The organism is Streptomyces luteogriseus (assembly GCF_014205055.1).
Taxonomy (GTDB): Bacteria; Actinomycetota; Actinomycetes; order Streptomycetales; family Streptomycetaceae; genus Streptomyces; species Streptomyces luteogriseus.
In genome coordinates, this window is record NZ_JACHMS010000001.1 from 763,599 (window position 1) to 777,220 (window position 13,622).

16 protein-coding genes are annotated in these 13,622 nt (G+C 71.4%); 9 read left to right on the forward strand and 7 right to left on the reverse strand.

The genetic code is table 11. The features are described 5' to 3' along the window. Positions 1-37 precede the first annotated feature (37 nt). Genes BJ965_RS03570 through BJ965_RS03600 form a run of 7 tightly spaced genes read left to right on the forward strand, consistent with a single transcriptional unit; the run spans position 38 to position 3,264 of the window. Positions 38-514 carry a gas vesicle structural protein GvpA gene (locus BJ965_RS03570; RefSeq protein WP_184907309.1) on the forward strand — a complete coding sequence of 159 codons (477 nt, stop codon included), beginning with the start codon at positions 38-40 and terminating at the stop codon, positions 512-514. Next, entirely contained in the window at positions 511-1,278 is a 768-nt protein-coding gene (locus BJ965_RS03575) for a GvpL/GvpF family gas vesicle protein (RefSeq protein WP_184907310.1), read from the forward strand. The genes BJ965_RS03570 and BJ965_RS03575 overlap by 4 nt, the downstream gene beginning before the upstream one ends. Before the next feature lie 4 nt (positions 1,279-1,282). Beyond that, a complete protein-coding gene (locus BJ965_RS03580; RefSeq protein ID WP_184907311.1) occupies positions 1,283-1,540 on the forward strand; it encodes a gas vesicle protein GvpG in 258 nt (85 codons plus the stop codon). Further along, positions 1,537-1,881 carry a gas vesicle protein gene (locus tag BJ965_RS03585; protein ID WP_184907312.1) on the forward strand — a complete coding sequence of 115 codons (345 nt, stop codon included), beginning with the start codon at positions 1,537-1,539 and terminating at the stop codon, positions 1,879-1,881. Before BJ965_RS03580 ends, BJ965_RS03585 begins: the two co-directional genes overlap by 4 nt. Next, a complete protein-coding gene (locus tag BJ965_RS03590; RefSeq protein ID WP_184907313.1) occupies positions 1,878-2,729 on the forward strand; it encodes a GvpL/GvpF family gas vesicle protein in 852 nt (283 codons plus the stop codon). Before BJ965_RS03585 ends, BJ965_RS03590 begins: the two co-directional genes overlap by 4 nt. Next, positions 2,726-2,974, forward strand: a complete 249-nt coding sequence (locus tag BJ965_RS03595; RefSeq protein WP_184907314.1) for a gas vesicle protein — start codon at positions 2,726-2,728, stop codon at positions 2,972-2,974. Before BJ965_RS03590 ends, BJ965_RS03595 begins: the two co-directional genes overlap by 4 nt. Continuing rightward, positions 2,971-3,264: a gas vesicle protein K gene (locus tag BJ965_RS03600; protein ID WP_184907315.1), complete on the forward strand. Its 294-nt coding sequence runs from the start codon at positions 2,971-2,973 to the stop codon at positions 3,262-3,264. Before BJ965_RS03595 ends, BJ965_RS03600 begins: the two co-directional genes overlap by 4 nt. 80 nt (positions 3,265-3,344) lie before the next feature. Here the strand turns inward: BJ965_RS03600 and BJ965_RS03605 are convergent, their stop codons facing one another. The 3 genes from BJ965_RS03605 to BJ965_RS03615 are packed head-to-tail and all read right to left on the reverse strand — an operon-like array spanning position 3,345 to position 6,744. Next, on the reverse strand, positions 3,345-4,091 hold the full coding sequence (locus tag BJ965_RS03605) for a succinate dehydrogenase/fumarate reductase iron-sulfur subunit (protein WP_184907316.1): 747 nt from the start codon (positions 4,089-4,091) through the stop codon (positions 3,345-3,347). After that, positions 4,088-6,034, reverse strand: coding sequence for a fumarate reductase/succinate dehydrogenase flavoprotein subunit (locus BJ965_RS03610; RefSeq protein ID WP_184907317.1), 1,947 nt, complete (start codon positions 6,032-6,034; stop codon positions 4,088-4,090). The genes BJ965_RS03605 and BJ965_RS03610 overlap by 4 nt, the downstream gene beginning before the upstream one ends. 2 nt (positions 6,035-6,036) lie before the next feature. Further along, on the reverse strand, positions 6,037-6,744 hold the full coding sequence (locus tag BJ965_RS03615; protein WP_184907318.1) for a succinate dehydrogenase: 708 nt from the start codon (positions 6,742-6,744) through the stop codon (positions 6,037-6,039). Positions 6,745-6,827: 83 nt separating this feature from the next. Between BJ965_RS03615 and BJ965_RS03620 the strand changes: the two genes are divergently transcribed. Continuing rightward, the gene (locus BJ965_RS03620; protein ID WP_184907319.1) at positions 6,828-7,712 is read left to right on the forward strand and encodes a LysR family transcriptional regulator; all 885 of its coding nucleotides are present in this window, start codon (positions 6,828-6,830) and stop codon (positions 7,710-7,712) included. A 79-nt stretch (positions 7,713-7,791) separates the two neighbouring features. Here BJ965_RS03620 and BJ965_RS03625 read toward each other — a convergent pair whose 3' ends face one another. Next, positions 7,792-8,391 (reverse strand): peroxiredoxin-like family protein, encoded by a 600-nt coding sequence (locus tag BJ965_RS03625; RefSeq protein WP_184916718.1) that lies wholly within the window; start codon positions 8,389-8,391, stop codon positions 7,792-7,794. Between the two features lie 103 nt (positions 8,392-8,494). Here BJ965_RS03625 and BJ965_RS03630 point away from each other — a divergent pair, with 103 nt between their 5' ends. Continuing rightward, the gene (locus tag BJ965_RS03630) at positions 8,495-9,109 is read left to right on the forward strand and encodes a TetR/AcrR family transcriptional regulator (protein ID WP_184907320.1); all 615 of its coding nucleotides are present in this window, start codon (positions 8,495-8,497) and stop codon (positions 9,107-9,109) included. Positions 9,110-9,136: 27 nt separating this feature from the next. On the opposite strand, the gene BJ965_RS03635 is transcribed toward BJ965_RS03630, so the two are convergent. The 3 genes from BJ965_RS03635 to BJ965_RS03645 form a co-directional block, all read right to left on the reverse strand. After that, entirely contained in the window at positions 9,137-11,281 is a 2,145-nt protein-coding gene (locus BJ965_RS03635; RefSeq protein ID WP_184907321.1) for a putative bifunctional diguanylate cyclase/phosphodiesterase, read from the reverse strand. After that, entirely contained in the window at positions 11,278-12,090 is an 813-nt protein-coding gene (locus tag BJ965_RS03640; RefSeq protein ID WP_184907322.1) for an SAM-dependent methyltransferase, read from the reverse strand. The genes BJ965_RS03635 and BJ965_RS03640 overlap by 4 nt, the downstream gene beginning before the upstream one ends. A gap of 333 nt (positions 12,091-12,423) precedes the next feature. Next, positions 12,424-13,404, reverse strand: a complete 981-nt coding sequence (locus BJ965_RS03645; RefSeq protein WP_184907323.1) for an SCO0930 family lipoprotein — start codon at positions 13,402-13,404, stop codon at positions 12,424-12,426. Positions 13,405-13,622 lie beyond the last annotated feature (218 nt).

Genomic DNA, 13,622 nt, shown 5'->3' on the forward strand with positions numbered 1-13,622 from the left:
CCGGACCGTCGCACCCGCTGACCGGAAGGACCGCCGCATGACCGTCTACAGCGATGAGATCGTCTGTTCGCCTCGCGCCGGAACGCTCTACGACGTGCTGGAGCTGATTCTCGACCGCGGCATGGTGATCGACGTCTTCGTGCGCGTCTCGCTGGTCGGGATCGAGATCCTCAAGGTCGACGCGCGCATCGTGGTCGCCAGCGTCGACACGTATCTGCGCTTCGCGGAGGCGTGCAACCGCCTGGACCTCGAGAACGACACGCGTTCCAAGACCGTACCCGAGCTGTTCGGCGGGCCGGTCTCCAAGGCCGTGGGCAAGGCGGGCGCCAAGCGCGCCGCCGGTTCCCTGACCGACAAGGTGCGCGACGTCCTCACCCCGGACGACGACACGGAAGACGAGGCGGGCGACGACGAGGCCGAGACCCGCACCGAACGCGCCCCGCGGCCCGCGCGCAAGCGCCGCAGTGACGACGACCGCCCGCGGCCCCGGCGCCGCAAGGCCGAGGAGGAATGACCGTGACGGCCACCGCCGCCCTCACCACCGCCGGCACGCTCGGCACCCTGTACGTGTACGGCATCGCCTCCGAGGGCGTCCGGACCCCGCGGGCGCCCGGGGTGGACGGCGCGACGGTGCGGCTGCTGACCGAGGACGGGCTGTGCGCGGCCGTCTCGGACGCCCCGGAGTCCGTCCGGGCGCGGCGACGAGACCTGATGGCCCATCAGGCGGTGCTCGGTGAACTCGCCGCACAGGGCCCCGTCCTGCCCATGCGGTTCGCCGTCCTCACTCCCGACGCGGAGGCGCTGCGCGGTCAACTGCGCACCGACCGAGCTCACTTGGCGGCCCAGCTCGACGGGGTTCGGGGCTGCGTGGAGATGAACGTGAAGGGCACGGTGGTGCCCGGCTGCTTCGCCGACCTCGTGCGCAGGGACGACACGCTGCGCACGCTCGCCCGCCGGACACGGGAGCGCCCCGGCTACGAGGCGAACGTGCGGCTGGGCGAAGCGGTCGCCAAGGGCGTCGCGCGCGAGGCCCGGGGCGCGGCGCGGGAGGTGCTCGCCCGCCTGGCTCCGCTCGCCGTGCGCACGGCGCAGGGGCCGGTCGACGACGAGCAGGTGCTCAGCACGTCGTTCCTGGTGCGTTCCGCCGACGAACACCGCTTCCGGCACGCCGTGGCCGCGCAGGCACGCGAGGTCGGGGACCGGCTGGCGCTCGGCGTGACCGGTCCGCTGCCGTGCTACAGCTTCGTCGACGCGCCGTCCGCCACCGCGGGCCGGTGACACGGTGGGACTCGTGACCGGGCTCCTGTTGCTGCCGCTGGCCCCGGTGCGCGGCACGCTCTGGGTCGCCGACCACCTGCTGCAGGAGGCAGAAAGGCAGATGAGCGACCCGCGTACGGTGCAGGCCCGCCTGGCGGCGCTCAACCGGGCCCTGGAGGAAGGCGCCATCGACGAGGCGGCCTTCGAGGAAGAGGAGGAGCGGCTGCTCGCCCGCCTCGACAGTCCGGTCCGGTACACAGGACACCGCGGGGGCGCTTCGTGACCGACCTCGGCACCTGGCCCGCCGGCCCCGGAGCACAGCCGGCCGGGCCGCCCTCCGGAAGCCTCGCGGACCTGCTCGAACGCGTCCTGGACAAGGGCATCGTCATCGCGGGCGACATCAAGATCGACCTGCTGGACATCGAACTGCTCACCATCCGTCTGCGTCTGTTCATCGCCTCGGTCGAGACCGCCAAGAAGGCGGGCATCGACTGGTGGGAGACGGACCCGGCGCTGTCCTCGCGCGCGGCGCGGGACGCGCTGTCCGAGGAGAACGCGCGGCTGCGCGCCCGCCTCGAGGCCCTGGAGGACGCCGATACCGACCCCACCGAGGTGGCCCGATGACCACGCTCCCGGCCGACCGGGTGCCCACGACCGGACCGGCCGTGCCGCGCCCCACCGTCACCTGCGTGTTCGCCGTGACGGACACACCTCCGCCGGACGAGGCGGTGTCGGTGACGCCGGGCCATGACGGCGGCGGTCCGCTGCGTGTCCTGGCCGCGGGACCGCTGCACCTGATCGTGCAGGACGTCCCCGCGGCGGCCTTCGGCGAGGAGGCGCTCGCGGAGCGTCTCAACCGGCCGGAGGAGCTGGAGCGTTGTGCCCGCGCTCACCACCGGGGAGTGGAGACGGCCGCGAGCGCGGGTCCCGTCGTTCCCCTGCCGATGGCGACGCTCTACCTGGACGACCGCAACGCGGTGCGGGCCCTGACCGACCGGGCGGCGTCCCTGCGCACTCTGCTGGACCGGCTGCGCCACCGCACCGAGTGGGCGGTGAAGGTACACGGCCCCGGCATCGCGCATGCGTCCGGCACCGCCGGGGACGGGCCCGCCGACGGGCGGTCGTATCTGCGTCGGGTCAGCGAGCGGCGGCGCACCGAGCGCGAGGAGCGCGAGCGGGCCCTGGCCCGGGCCCACGCCGTCGACCGGGAGCTGCGGCGGTACGCCGTCGCCGCGACGCGGCACCGGCCGCAGAGCGAGCAGCTGACCGGCAGGAGCGTCCCGCAGCTGCTCAACGCGGCCTATCTGGTCGACGACGGGCGGCGCGCCGAGTTCGTCCGGGCCGTCGGCGAACTGGCCCGCGACGCCCACCGGTCGGCCGTCGAGGTCACCATGTCGGGGCCCTGGATCCCGTACTCCTTCGCCCGCGCGGACGAGGTGGAGCGCGACGCGTACCAGGAGGCCGGCGCATGACCGTACCGGTCCCCGGCGGTGGAGACCGCACGGCGGTGCCGTGGGACGTCCCGGAGCCGTACGCGCCCGTCGGGGTGCCGCTCGTCGACCTGCTCGACCGGGTGCTGGCGACGGGTGTCGTGGTCAGCGGTGACCTGGTGCTGGCCATCGCCGACGTGCCGCTGGTGCGGATCTCCCTGCACGCCCTGCTGGCGTCGGTCAGCGACCGGGTCCCCGCGCCCTGGCCGGACAGCGGGCCGCTGTGACCGCGCCGCGCACCCACGCGCTGGACCTCGATCCCGAGCGCGTCACGAACGACCTGGCGGCCCTGGTGCTGACCGTGGTGGAACTCCTGCGGCAGCTCATGGAGCGCCAGGCGGTACGCCGTTTCGACGAGGGCACGCTCAGCGCCGAGCAGGAGGACCAACTCGGTACCGCGCTGATGCTGCTGGACGAGCGCATGGACGAGCTGTGCGCACAGCACGGGCTGCGGCGCAGCGACCTCAACCTTGACCTCGGCCCGCTGGGTCCGCTGCTGGCCGATCCCGGCGTCTGACGACGCCCTCAGGGGCGCGGGGAACTGCGTGATCACCACGACGCACCAGAAGCCGCCCGCGCACCGAAACCGCTACGGCGCTACCGCTTCACCTTGCGCGCGGCCCGCAACCACTCCTTGTTCATGCTGGTGATGGACATCAGAGGGATCCCCTTCGGGCAGGCCGTGGCGCACTCGCCCGCGAGCGTGCACCCCCCGAACCCCTCCTCGTCCATCTGCTCCACCATGTCCAGCACCCGCGTCTCCCGCTCGGGCACCCCCTGCGGCAGCACGTTGAGATGGTTGATCTTGGCGGACGTGAACAGCATCGCCGCCCCGTTCGGACAGGCCGCCACGCACGCCCCGCACCCGATGCACTCGGCGTGCTCGAAGGCGAGGTCGGCATCCGGCTTCGGCACCGGCGTGGCATGCGCCTCGGGAGCCGCCCCGGTGGGCGCGGTGATGTAGCCGCCTGCCTGGATGATCCGGTCGAACGCCGACCGGTCCACGACCAGGTCCTTGATCACCGGGAACGCGGACGCCCGCCACGGCTCGACGTCGATGGTGTCGCCGTCCTCGAAGGACCGCATGTGCAGCTGGCAGGTGGTGGTCCGCTCGGGCCCGTGCGCATCCCCGTTGATGACGAGCGAGCACGCCCCGCAGATCCCCTCACGGCAGTCGTGGTCGAAGGCGACGGGGTCCTCGCCCTTGACGATGAGCTCCTCGTTGAGCGTGTCGAGCATCTCCAGGAACGACATGTCGGGTGAGATCCCGTCCACCTCGTACGTGGACATGGTGCCGTCGGCGTCGGCGTTGCGCTGCCGCCAGACGCGCAGGGTGAGCTTCATGCGTAGCTCCGCTGGGTGGGGTGGACGTACTCGAAGACCAGGTCTTCCTTGTGCAGGACGGGAGCCTCGCCGGTGCCGGTGAACTCCCAGGCGGCCGCGTACCCGAACTCCTCGTCCCGGCGGGCGGCCTCGCCGTCGGGCGTCTGGGACTCCTCGCGGAAGTGGCCGCCGCAGGACTCCTCGCGGTGCAGCGCGTCGAGGCACATCAGCTCGGCGAGCTCCAGGTAGTCGACGACGCGGTTGGCCTTCTCCAGCGACTGGTTGAACTCCTCGCCGGTGCCGGGCACCTTGATGCGCCGCCAGAACTCCTCGCGGATCTGCGGGATGCGCTCCAGCGCCTTGCGCAGGCCGGAGTCGGTGCGGGCCATGCCGCAGAACTCCCACATGAGTTCGCCGACCTCGCGGTGGAAGGAGTCGGGGGTGCGGTCGCCGTCGACGGACAGCAGCAGGTTGAGCCGGTCCTGGGTGTCGGCCAGCACCTCCTGCACGACGGGGTGTTCGTCGGTCAGCGCGTCGTGGTGCGGATTGCGGGCCAGGTAGTCGTTGATGGTCGAGGGGAGGACGAAGTAGCCGTCCGCGAGTCCCTGCATCAGCGCCGAGGCACCGAGCCGGTTGGCGCCGTGGTCGGAGAAGTTGGCCTCGCCGATCGCGAACAGCCCGGGGACGGTGGTCTGGAGGTCGTAGTCGACCCACAGGCCGCCCATCGTGTAGTGCACGGCGGGGTAGATCCGCATCGGCACCTCGTACGGATCCTCGTCGGTGATCCGCTGGTACATGTCGAAGAGGTTGCCGTACTTGGCCTCGACCGCCTTGCGTCCCATGCGTGCGATGGCATCGGCGAAGTCGAGGTAGACACCCTGCCCGCCGGGGCCCACTCCCCTGCCCTCGTCACAGACGTTCTTCGCGGCGCGGGAGGCGATGTCGCGCGGGACGAGGTTGCCGAACGACGGGTAGATGCGCTCCAGGTAGTAGTCGCGCTCGTCCTCGGGGATCTCGTTCGGGGGCCGCTGGTCGCCCTTCGCCTTCGGCACCCAGATGCGCCCGTCGTTGCGCAGCGACTCGCTCATCAGCGTGAGCTTGGACTGGTGGTCGCCGGTGCGCGGGATGCAGGTGGGGTGGATCTGGGTGAAGCAGGGGTTGGCGAAGTGGGCGCCGCGCCGATGGGCCCGCCAGATGGCGGTGGCGTTGGAGTTCATGGCGTTCGTCGACAGGTAGAAGACGTTGCCGTAGCCGCCGGAGGCGAGGACGACGGCGTCCGCGACGTACGTGTCGATCTTCCCCGTGACCAGGTCCCGGGCGACGATCCCGCGCGCCCGTCCGTCGACGACGATCAGGTCGAGCATCTCGGTGCGCGGGTGCATCTCGATGTTCCCGGCGGCGATCTGCCGGCTGAGGGCCTGGTAGGCGCCGAGGAGGAGCTGCTGGCCGGTCTGGCCCCGGGCGTAGAACGTGCGTGACACCTGCACGCCGCCGAACGACCGGGTGTCGAGCAGTCCGCCGTACTCCCGGGCGAAGGGCACGCCCTGGGCCACGCACTGGTCGATGATCTCGACGGAGATCTGCGCGAGCCGGTGGACGTTGGACTCGCGGGCGCGGAAGTCGCCGCCCTTGACGGTGTCGTAGAACAGGCGGTGGACGGAGTCGCCGTCGTTGCGGTAGTTCTTCGCGGCGTTGATGCCGCCCTGCGCGGCGATGGAATGGGCGCGGCGGGGCGAGTCCTGGTAGCAGAACTGGACGACGTGGTAGCCCTGTTCGGCGAGGGTGGCGCCGGCGGAGCCGCCGGCGAGGCCGGTGCCCACGACGATCACGGCGTGCTTGCGCCGGTTGGCGGGGTTGACCAGCCTGGCCTCGAAGCGGCGCTTGTCCCAGCGCTCGTGGACGGGGCCGGAGGGGGCCTTGGTGTCGACGACGGGTTCGCCCGTCGTGTAGTCGGTGTAGGTCATCTTCAGCTCACCACTCCGGTCATGACGCCCACGGGTACGGCGATGAAACCGGCCGTGAGCAGCAGCGCGAGAACGCCTGCGACGGTCTTCAGGGCGCGGTCGCGGGTGCGGCTGCCCGCGCCGAGGGTCTGGGCCGCGCTCCAGAAGCCGTGCCGGACGTGCAGACCGAGCGCGAGCATCGCGACGATGTAGACGACGTTGCCGTACCAGGTGGAGAAGGTGTCCACGACGTTCTGGTACGGGTGGCCCTCCTGGAAGCCGCCGGAGTGCACGGTGCCGGTCGTCAGGTCGAGGATGTGCCACACGATGAACAGGCCGAGGATGACGCCGCCCCAGCGCATGGTCCGCGTCGCGTAGCTCGCCCGTGCCTTCTTGTGCACGTACTTGCTGGGTCGGGCCCTGATGTCGCGGCGGCTGAGCTGGTACGCCGAGGTGGCGTGCGCGACGACGGCGACGACCAGCACGATCCGGACGAGCCAGAGCGTCCACTCGTAGTGCATGAACGGCTCGCCCACGGTGCGCAGCCAGTGCGCGTAGTGGTTGAACTCTCCCGCCCCGAAGAAGATCTTCAGGTTTCCGATCATGTGGACGACCAGGTACAGCAGCATGATCAGACCGCTGACCGCCATCACGGTCTTCTTGCCGACGGTGGAGTCCCACATGGTGCGTGCGAGAGACGGCCGTCGGTCCGTCCGCGTTGCCAGAGCCATGGAACAGCACGCTACGGATCCGCGACCGATCGGTCCAAGACATGGTCCGGCTTGAATCCATAGGCTGCAGCTATCGTGGATGCATGCAGTTCCAGCAGCTCCAGTACTTCGTGGCCGTCGCCGAGACCCGGCATTTCACCCGGGCCGCCGACTTGGTCCACGTCGCTCAGCCTTCGCTGTCGCAGCAGATCAAGGCGCTGGAGCGGGAGCTGGGCGCGGATCTGTTCCTGCGCGCCAGGGGCAACATCACGCTCACGGACGCCGGGGAGGCGCTACTGCCCCTGGCCCGGCGCATCCTGGCCGACGCCGACACGGCCCGGCACGAGGTGCAGGAACTGGCGCAGTTGCGCAGCGGCCGGGTGCGGCTGGGGGCGACGCCGAGTCTGTGCACGGGCCTGCTGCCGGATGTGCTGCGGGCGTTCCACGACCGCTACCCCGGGGTCCGGCTGCTGATCGAGGAGGGCGGTTCGCACGACCTGGTACGGGAGCTGGCGCGCGGGGCGCTGGACCTGGCGCTGGTGGTGCTGCCGCTGCCGACGCCGTCGCCGGCGCTGACCACGGTGGAGCTGCTGCGGGAGGATCTCGTCGTGGTCTCCTCGCCGGACGCCCCGCGTCCCGGCCGGGGGCGCCGCACCGTGCGGGTCTGCGACCTGGAGGGTGAGCGGCTGGTGATGTTCCGGCACGGGTACGACCTGCGGGAGCTGACGGTGGCCGCGTGTCGCGCGGAGGGGTTCGAACCCGACTTCGCCGTAGAGGGCGGCGAGATGGACGCCGTACTGGGTTTCGTACGAGCCGGGCTGGGGGTCGCCGTGGTGCCCCGGATGGTGGCGGCCAGGTCCGGGCGCGGCCTGCGGGTCACTCCGCTGGCCCGGCCCGGCCTGCACCGCACGATCGCCCTGGCGCACCGCAGCGACGTGGCTCCGCCCCGGGCCGCCCGGGAGCTGCAGCGGATGCTGCTCGAGCGGTGACGCGACCCGTGCCCATGGGGGCCCGCCGACTGCCGGCCGACCTCCGTGACTCCTCGTTGCGGTGCCGCAGCGGCCGCGGCTATCCCGCCGGGAGCCGGCCGGCGGCCGGCCGGCGGGAGGACGCCAGGCGCAGCAGTTCGTCGACGGGCCACTGGTCGTAGACGTGCTCACCGTACTTGGCGGCGAGGATCCGGCCGTCGGAGCCGATCAGGAAGTCGGCGGGCAGACCGAGCCTGCCGCCTGGCTGGTGGGGCGCGGGGAGCCGCTCGCGGCCGCGGAGGACCTCCCATCCGCCGCGCAGCACCGCCGCGACGACCGGCCCCCATGCGCGCGGACTGAGCAACGCCCGGGGGGCCGACTCGACGCCGAACTCGGCGTACAGGCGCTTGCCGGGATCGGCGACGACCGCGAAGGGCAGGTCGGCGGTGTGCCGGAGCAGTTCCTCGGCGGACGAGTGGAAGACGACGACCTCGCGGACCCCGGCGGCCTCGATCTCCGCGTGCCTGCGGACCACCGACCGCAGGTGCAGATGACACACGGGGCATCCGGCGAACCGCCGGAACTGGAGGTGGACCAGGCGGCCGGGGTCGGGGAGGGTGACCGGGCCGCCCGAGACGGTGGCGATCCGGCGGTCGGTGATGGTGGAGCCGGGCCGTAGCGGCCGGGTGGGCCTGCGCATCAGCATGGACGCTCCTTCGTAGGTGTACGGCATACTCCTATCGAGTGTAGGCGTACGCCATACACCTAACAAGGTAGGCGTATCACGTACGCTGATGGGCGCCATGCCACGTCCCCGCTCACTCAGCCACGCCCAGCTGGCCTCGGCCGCCCTCGTCGTGATCGACCGCGACGGGCTCGCCGGGCTGTCCATGCGCTCGGTCGCGAAGGAACTCGGTATGAGCACCATGGCGCTCTACCGGTACGTCGACGACCGCGGAGAGCTGGAGAGGCTGGTCGTCGACCTCGTGCTCGACACCGTGGACACCGAGGCTCCCGGTCCCGCAGGCCATTGGCACGACCGCATCGAGGTGCTGGTGCGGCGGCTGCGTGACGCCGTGGCGGCCCATCCGGAGATCGTGCCCCTGACCGTCGCCCACCGGCACCGGTCGCTCGCCGGGCTGCGCTGGTCGGAGTCCGTGCTCGGCGTGCTCACGGAGGCCGGATTCGACGGCACCCAGCGGGTGGTCGCGCTGCGGGGCCTGCTCGGCTATGTCATCGGCGCGATCCAGCTGGAGCACCTCGGGCCCCTGTCCGGCGAGGGCACGGTCGCCATCACCGAGCTGCCTCCCGACGCCTTCCCGTACATGACCGAGACCGCCCGGGACGCCCGGAAGGTCAGTGCCGACCGGGAGTTCCTGGGCGGTCTCGCGCTGCTGCTGCGCGGACTGGGTACCTGACCCGGCCGCGCGCAGCGTCCCGGGGCGTCAGCCCGTCGCGTCCACCAGGGCCAGCTGGTGCAGGCGCTCCGGTGGGCCCGGCCTGGCGTAGTACCAGCCCTGGGCCGTATCGCAGCCGAGTATGCGCAGTTGTTCGGCCTGGGCTCCCGTCTCCACGCCCTCCACCGTCACGGCCAGGTCCAGGCTGTGGGCCAGGGAGACGATGCCCTCGACGATCTTGAGGTCGACGGGGTCCGCCGGGAACTGCTGCATGCTCTGGGTGAAGGACCGGTCCAGCTTCAGGACGCTGACCGGCAGCCGTCGCAGATTGGCGAGGTTGGAGTAACCCGTCCCGAAGTCGTCCAGGGCGATGTCGACGCCCATCTCCGCCAGTCGCCGCAGTGGCTTCAGCAGATCGTCGTCCGCCCCGATCAGTGCCGACTCCGTGACCTCCAGGCACAGCGCGTCCGGCGCGACGCCGGTGCGCTCCAGGATGTCGACCGTGTCCTGGACCAGACCGGGATGCGTCAACTGGCACGGCGACAGGTTCACGTTGATCCGCAGGGGCACCACCGCCTCGCCGCCGCCCTGCAGTTCCCGCCACTCACGGGCCTGGCGCACCGACTGCTCCAGCACCCACCGCCCCAGTGGCACGATCAGCCCGGTGTGCTCCGCGAGTGGGATGAACCGGTCCGGCCCGAGCACGCCGTGCTGCGGGTGCAGCCAGCGCACCAGGGCCTCGGCTCCCCGGACGCTGCCGTCGCCGAGGTGCACCAGCGGCTGGTACTCGATGAAGAACTCGCCCCGCTCCAGCGCCGTCGGCAGCGCCGTGGTCAGCCCGTGCCGCGTGATGGCCCGGGCGTCCGCCTCCGCGTCGGCCAGTTCGAAGCGGTTGCCGCCCGCCGACTTGGCCCGGTACATGGTGATGTCCGCGCTGCGCAGCACCTCCGCCGGGCTGCGTTCCCCGGCCGGACCCTCGACGATGCCGATGCTGCCGCGCACGGTCAGCTCCCGGCCGTCGACGCTGATCGGCGCGAGCAGCGCGTTCATGATGCGTCCGGCGAGTTCGTCGACCTCGTGCTGGGTGCCGGGCCCGGTGGTGAGGGCCACGAACTCGTCGCCGCCGAGCCGCGCGACCATCTCGCCGGGCGCCGTGGCGCAGGACTGCAGCCGGTCGGCGACCTCCACCAGCAGCCGGTCGCCGGCCGCGTGGCCGAGGCTGTCGTTGATGGTCTTGAAGCCGTCGAGGTCCAGGTAGCACAGCCCGAACCGCTGGCCTTCCCCGGCGCCCAGCGCCTTCTCCAGGCGCTCGAAGAAGAACGTGCGGTTGGGCAGCCCGGTCAGCGCGTCGTGCGTGGCCTCGTAGCGCAGCCGCAGGTTGAGCAGCCGCCGTTCGGTGGTGTCCTCCATGAGGGCCAGCTGGTACTGCGGATCGCCGTCGGCGTCGCGCAGCAGGGAGACCGTCAGATTGGTCCACAGGACGGTTCCGTCGGGCCGGTAGAACGCCTTCTCCAGGTGGTAGTGCTCCCGCTCGCCCCGTACGAGTTCGTCGTAGAGCCGCCAGGTCTGCGGAGCGTCGTCGGGGTGGGTCCAGTCCCGGACGTTACGGCTGCGCAGCGTCGGCTCGGAGACGCCGAACATGCGCAGCAGCGCGCCGTTGACCTGCAGTATGTTGCCCTCGAGGTCGGCCATGCCGATGCCTATGGCAGCGCCCTCGAAGACGGCGCGGAACCGCGCCTCGCTCGCGTGCAGGGCCTGCGCCACCACGCCCTGCGCCTGGAGGGCGGCCTGCGCGATGGCCTCCTGCTCGGCCAGGGTCCGCTCGCGCAGCGTCCGGGCGAAACCGGCGGCCATCGCGTGCTGCAGCCGCGCGCACCGGGCCCGCAGGTCCTCCTGGTCACCGCCTCCGCCGCAGTACAGGACCAGGTAGGCGTCGACGCAGTCCAGCGTGCGGCTGAGCGCCTCCGGGTCGGTGCAGTGCGCGTCCACGAGGGCGGAGCCGACCGCCCGGCCCGCGTCGGAGTCGAAGGTCCGGGCCAGCAGCGCCTCGCTCAGCCGCCGGGCCAGAGGCAGCAGTTGCGCTTCGAACTCGGGGCGGGTCGACGACGTCGAGGTCACCGGGAAGACGGCCCGGCTCCAGATCGTCGCGAACCGGCGCAGTCTGTCCTCCGGCCCGTCCGGTTCCGCGGTCACGCCGTACGCCCCACGCCCGCGAACCCGGAGAACGCGTACGGATCCTCGTCCTCCGGTGTGGTGTCGGGGCGCCAGCGCGGCATCGCCACCAGTCCGGGTTCCACCATGTCGTACCCCTCGAAGAACCGCGCGATCTCCTCGCGCGAGCGCATGATCAGCGGGTTGCGGATGTCCTCGTACACGTCCACCGCACCCCCGGCCCGCTCCGGCGGCAGCGGGATCCCCTCGTAGGAGGCGTGGGTGAGCACGAGCAGGCTGCCGGGCGCGAGCGCCTCGCGCAGTTCGGCCACGGCACCGTACGGGTCGTCCTCGTCTTCCACGAAGTGCAGTATGGCAACGAGGAGCAGCGCCACTGGCTGATTCAGGTCGATCAGCCGCTCCACCTCGGGGCTGCGCAGGATCTCCTGGGGCTTGCGCAGATCCGCCGCGACGACGCCGGCGTCGTCGTTGCCCTCCAGGACCGCCTGGCTGTGCGCCACGGCCACCGGGTCGTGGTCGACGTACACCACGCGCGCGCCGGGGCGGGCGGCCTGCGCCACCTCGTGCACATTGCCGAAGGTGGGGATGCCGGAGCCGACGTCCAGGAACTGGGAGATGCCCTGGCCGGCCGCGTACTGCACGGCGCGGCGCATGAACGCGCGGTTCGCCTGCATGACTTTGGGGAGTCCCGGCATGAACTCCATGGCCCGGCGGGCCGCTTCCCGGTCGACCTCGAAGTTGTGCGATCCGCCAAGGTAGTAGTCGTACATCCGGGAGACGCTGGGCACCGAGATGTCGATGCTCCGTGGGGCCCAGGCGGGACGCTCCATCTATCTCTCCAAGGCGTAGGCGATCCGGTGTTCGAGCAGAGGCTACTGATCGCCCGCCAATGGAGCGACCCGAAACGGAAATTGACCATCCGTTCCCGGTCACTGCCTGCGGCACGTGCCGAATTGATACCCGTCCGCATGCCCTTCGAACGCATGACGAACCGTGTCCGAGGCGTTCCGGAGAGTTCCCGCGCGGAAGGGGAAGAGTGTCAGGAGTTCGATGAGGTCAGGTGAAGCACGGCAAAACGGTCCGCCCCTCCGTGGAACACGGAGGGGCGGACCGGGTCTGCGCTTCGGGTGGACGAGACGATCAACCCTGGGGAGGTTTCGCTGCTACTCCGACGCGCCGACCAGCTTTCCGTCGGGCCGCACGGCGTACCAGGTGCCGCCGACGCCCTGGCCGTTGGTGTCACCGGGAGCCTTGTCACCGGCGAAGGTGTAGATGGGCGAGCAGTTGATCGTCTGCTGCTTGCCCTTGCCATCGGTCCGGTCGAAGATCATGTAGCCCTTCTTCTGGATGCCCTTGGTGTCGTTGAAGTCGACGGGCTCCACGAGCGGCCACTTCTCCAGGCACGCGCCGGAGCAGTTGGAGACCGGCTTGGGCCAGGCCTCGTCCTTCTTGAACCGGTAGACGGTCATGCCGTTCTTGTCGACGACGATCTCGCCGAGCTTGGCGTCGTTGCGCGTGGACAGTCCGGCCTGGACCGCCTCGCCGCCGCCACCGGCACCGGCTCCCCCCTGCGCCTTCTTGCCGTCGGGGGCGAGCGCGTACCACTTGCCGCCCACGCCCTGACCCTTGACGTCACCGGCGTTGACGTCCTTGGCGTAGCGGTAGGCGGGCCAGCCGCCGACCGTGAGCTGCTTGGTGCCGTCGGCCCGGGTGACCGTGCCGAGCAGCGCCTTGTCGATGCCCTCGCCGGCCTCGGCGTCGTCGGCGGGGACCGGCGGCCAGGTCTTGGCGCAGTCGCCGTCGCAGTTCGACTTGGGCGGCTCCTCCGTGTCCTGGTCGAACCGGTACAGGGTGAGGCCGAGACTGTCGGTGACCACCTTGCCGACCTTCTCGGCGGTGGAGACGGACAGCTTGCCGGCGGGGTTGGACGGGCTGGAGGCGCTCGGCGCGGACGGCTGAGGGGTCGCGGCGCCGCCCGCCGCGCCCGCCGTGCCCGAGCCGATGCTTCCGTAGTCCCCGGGCGCGGCCGTGGCGCCCACGTTCTGGCTGGCCGCCGGTGGGCTGTCCTGACCGCACGCCGTCGTCAGCGCCAGGACCGCCGCGGCGCTCGCCACGAGTGAGGCGCTCCGCCAGGAGGTCTTCATCGTCAACTCCCCATAATCGCAAGGGTGTTGCAGCGCCCTGCTGCGCCGCCGCACGGTCATGAGTACGCACGGGGGTGGCGGTTGTGTTCAACCGTCGGCCAAATTTCTTTCCGGGACCTGCGACGAGCCCCTCGGGCCGTCGTACGGATGTACGCCGGGAGCACCCTGCGGGTGACCGCCGATCAAACCGGCACCCCCCGGAGATCCCCCTTTCGGGG

What these genes read in the sequence shown, in the direction of transcription:
- BJ965_RS03575 (WP_184907310.1), top strand. Translation starts at nt 511, where the DNA reads ATGACCGTGACGGCCACCGCCGCCCTCACCACCGCCGGCACGCTCGGC.
- BJ965_RS03645 (WP_184907323.1), bottom strand. Translation starts at nt 13,404, where the DNA reads ATGAAGACCTCCTGGCGGAGCGCCTCACTCGTGGCGAGCGCCGCGGCG.
- BJ965_RS03570 (WP_184907309.1), top strand. Translation starts at nt 38, where the DNA reads ATGACCGTCTACAGCGATGAGATCGTCTGTTCGCCTCGCGCCGGAACG.
- BJ965_RS03595 (WP_184907314.1), top strand. Translation starts at nt 2,726, where the DNA reads ATGACCGTACCGGTCCCCGGCGGTGGAGACCGCACGGCGGTGCCGTGG.
- BJ965_RS03590 (WP_184907313.1), top strand. Translation starts at nt 1,878, where the DNA reads ATGACCACGCTCCCGGCCGACCGGGTGCCCACGACCGGACCGGCCGTG.
- BJ965_RS03630 (WP_184907320.1), top strand. Translation starts at nt 8,495, where the DNA reads ATGCCACGTCCCCGCTCACTCAGCCACGCCCAGCTGGCCTCGGCCGCC.
- BJ965_RS03605 (WP_184907316.1), bottom strand. Translation starts at nt 4,091, where the DNA reads ATGAAGCTCACCCTGCGCGTCTGGCGGCAGCGCAACGCCGACGCCGAC.
- BJ965_RS03640 (WP_184907322.1), bottom strand. Translation starts at nt 12,090, where the DNA reads ATGGAGCGTCCCGCCTGGGCCCCACGGAGCATCGACATCTCGGTGCCC.
- BJ965_RS03620 (WP_184907319.1), top strand. Translation starts at nt 6,828, where the DNA reads ATGCAGTTCCAGCAGCTCCAGTACTTCGTGGCCGTCGCCGAGACCCGG.
- BJ965_RS03615 (WP_184907318.1), bottom strand. Translation starts at nt 6,744, where the DNA reads ATGGCTCTGGCAACGCGGACGGACCGACGGCCGTCTCTCGCACGCACC.
- BJ965_RS03625 (WP_184916718.1), bottom strand. Translation starts at nt 8,391, where the DNA reads ATGCGCAGGCCCACCCGGCCGCTACGGCCCGGCTCCACCATCACCGAC.
- BJ965_RS03610 (WP_184907317.1), bottom strand. Translation starts at nt 6,034, where the DNA reads ATGACCTACACCGACTACACGACGGGCGAACCCGTCGTCGACACCAAG.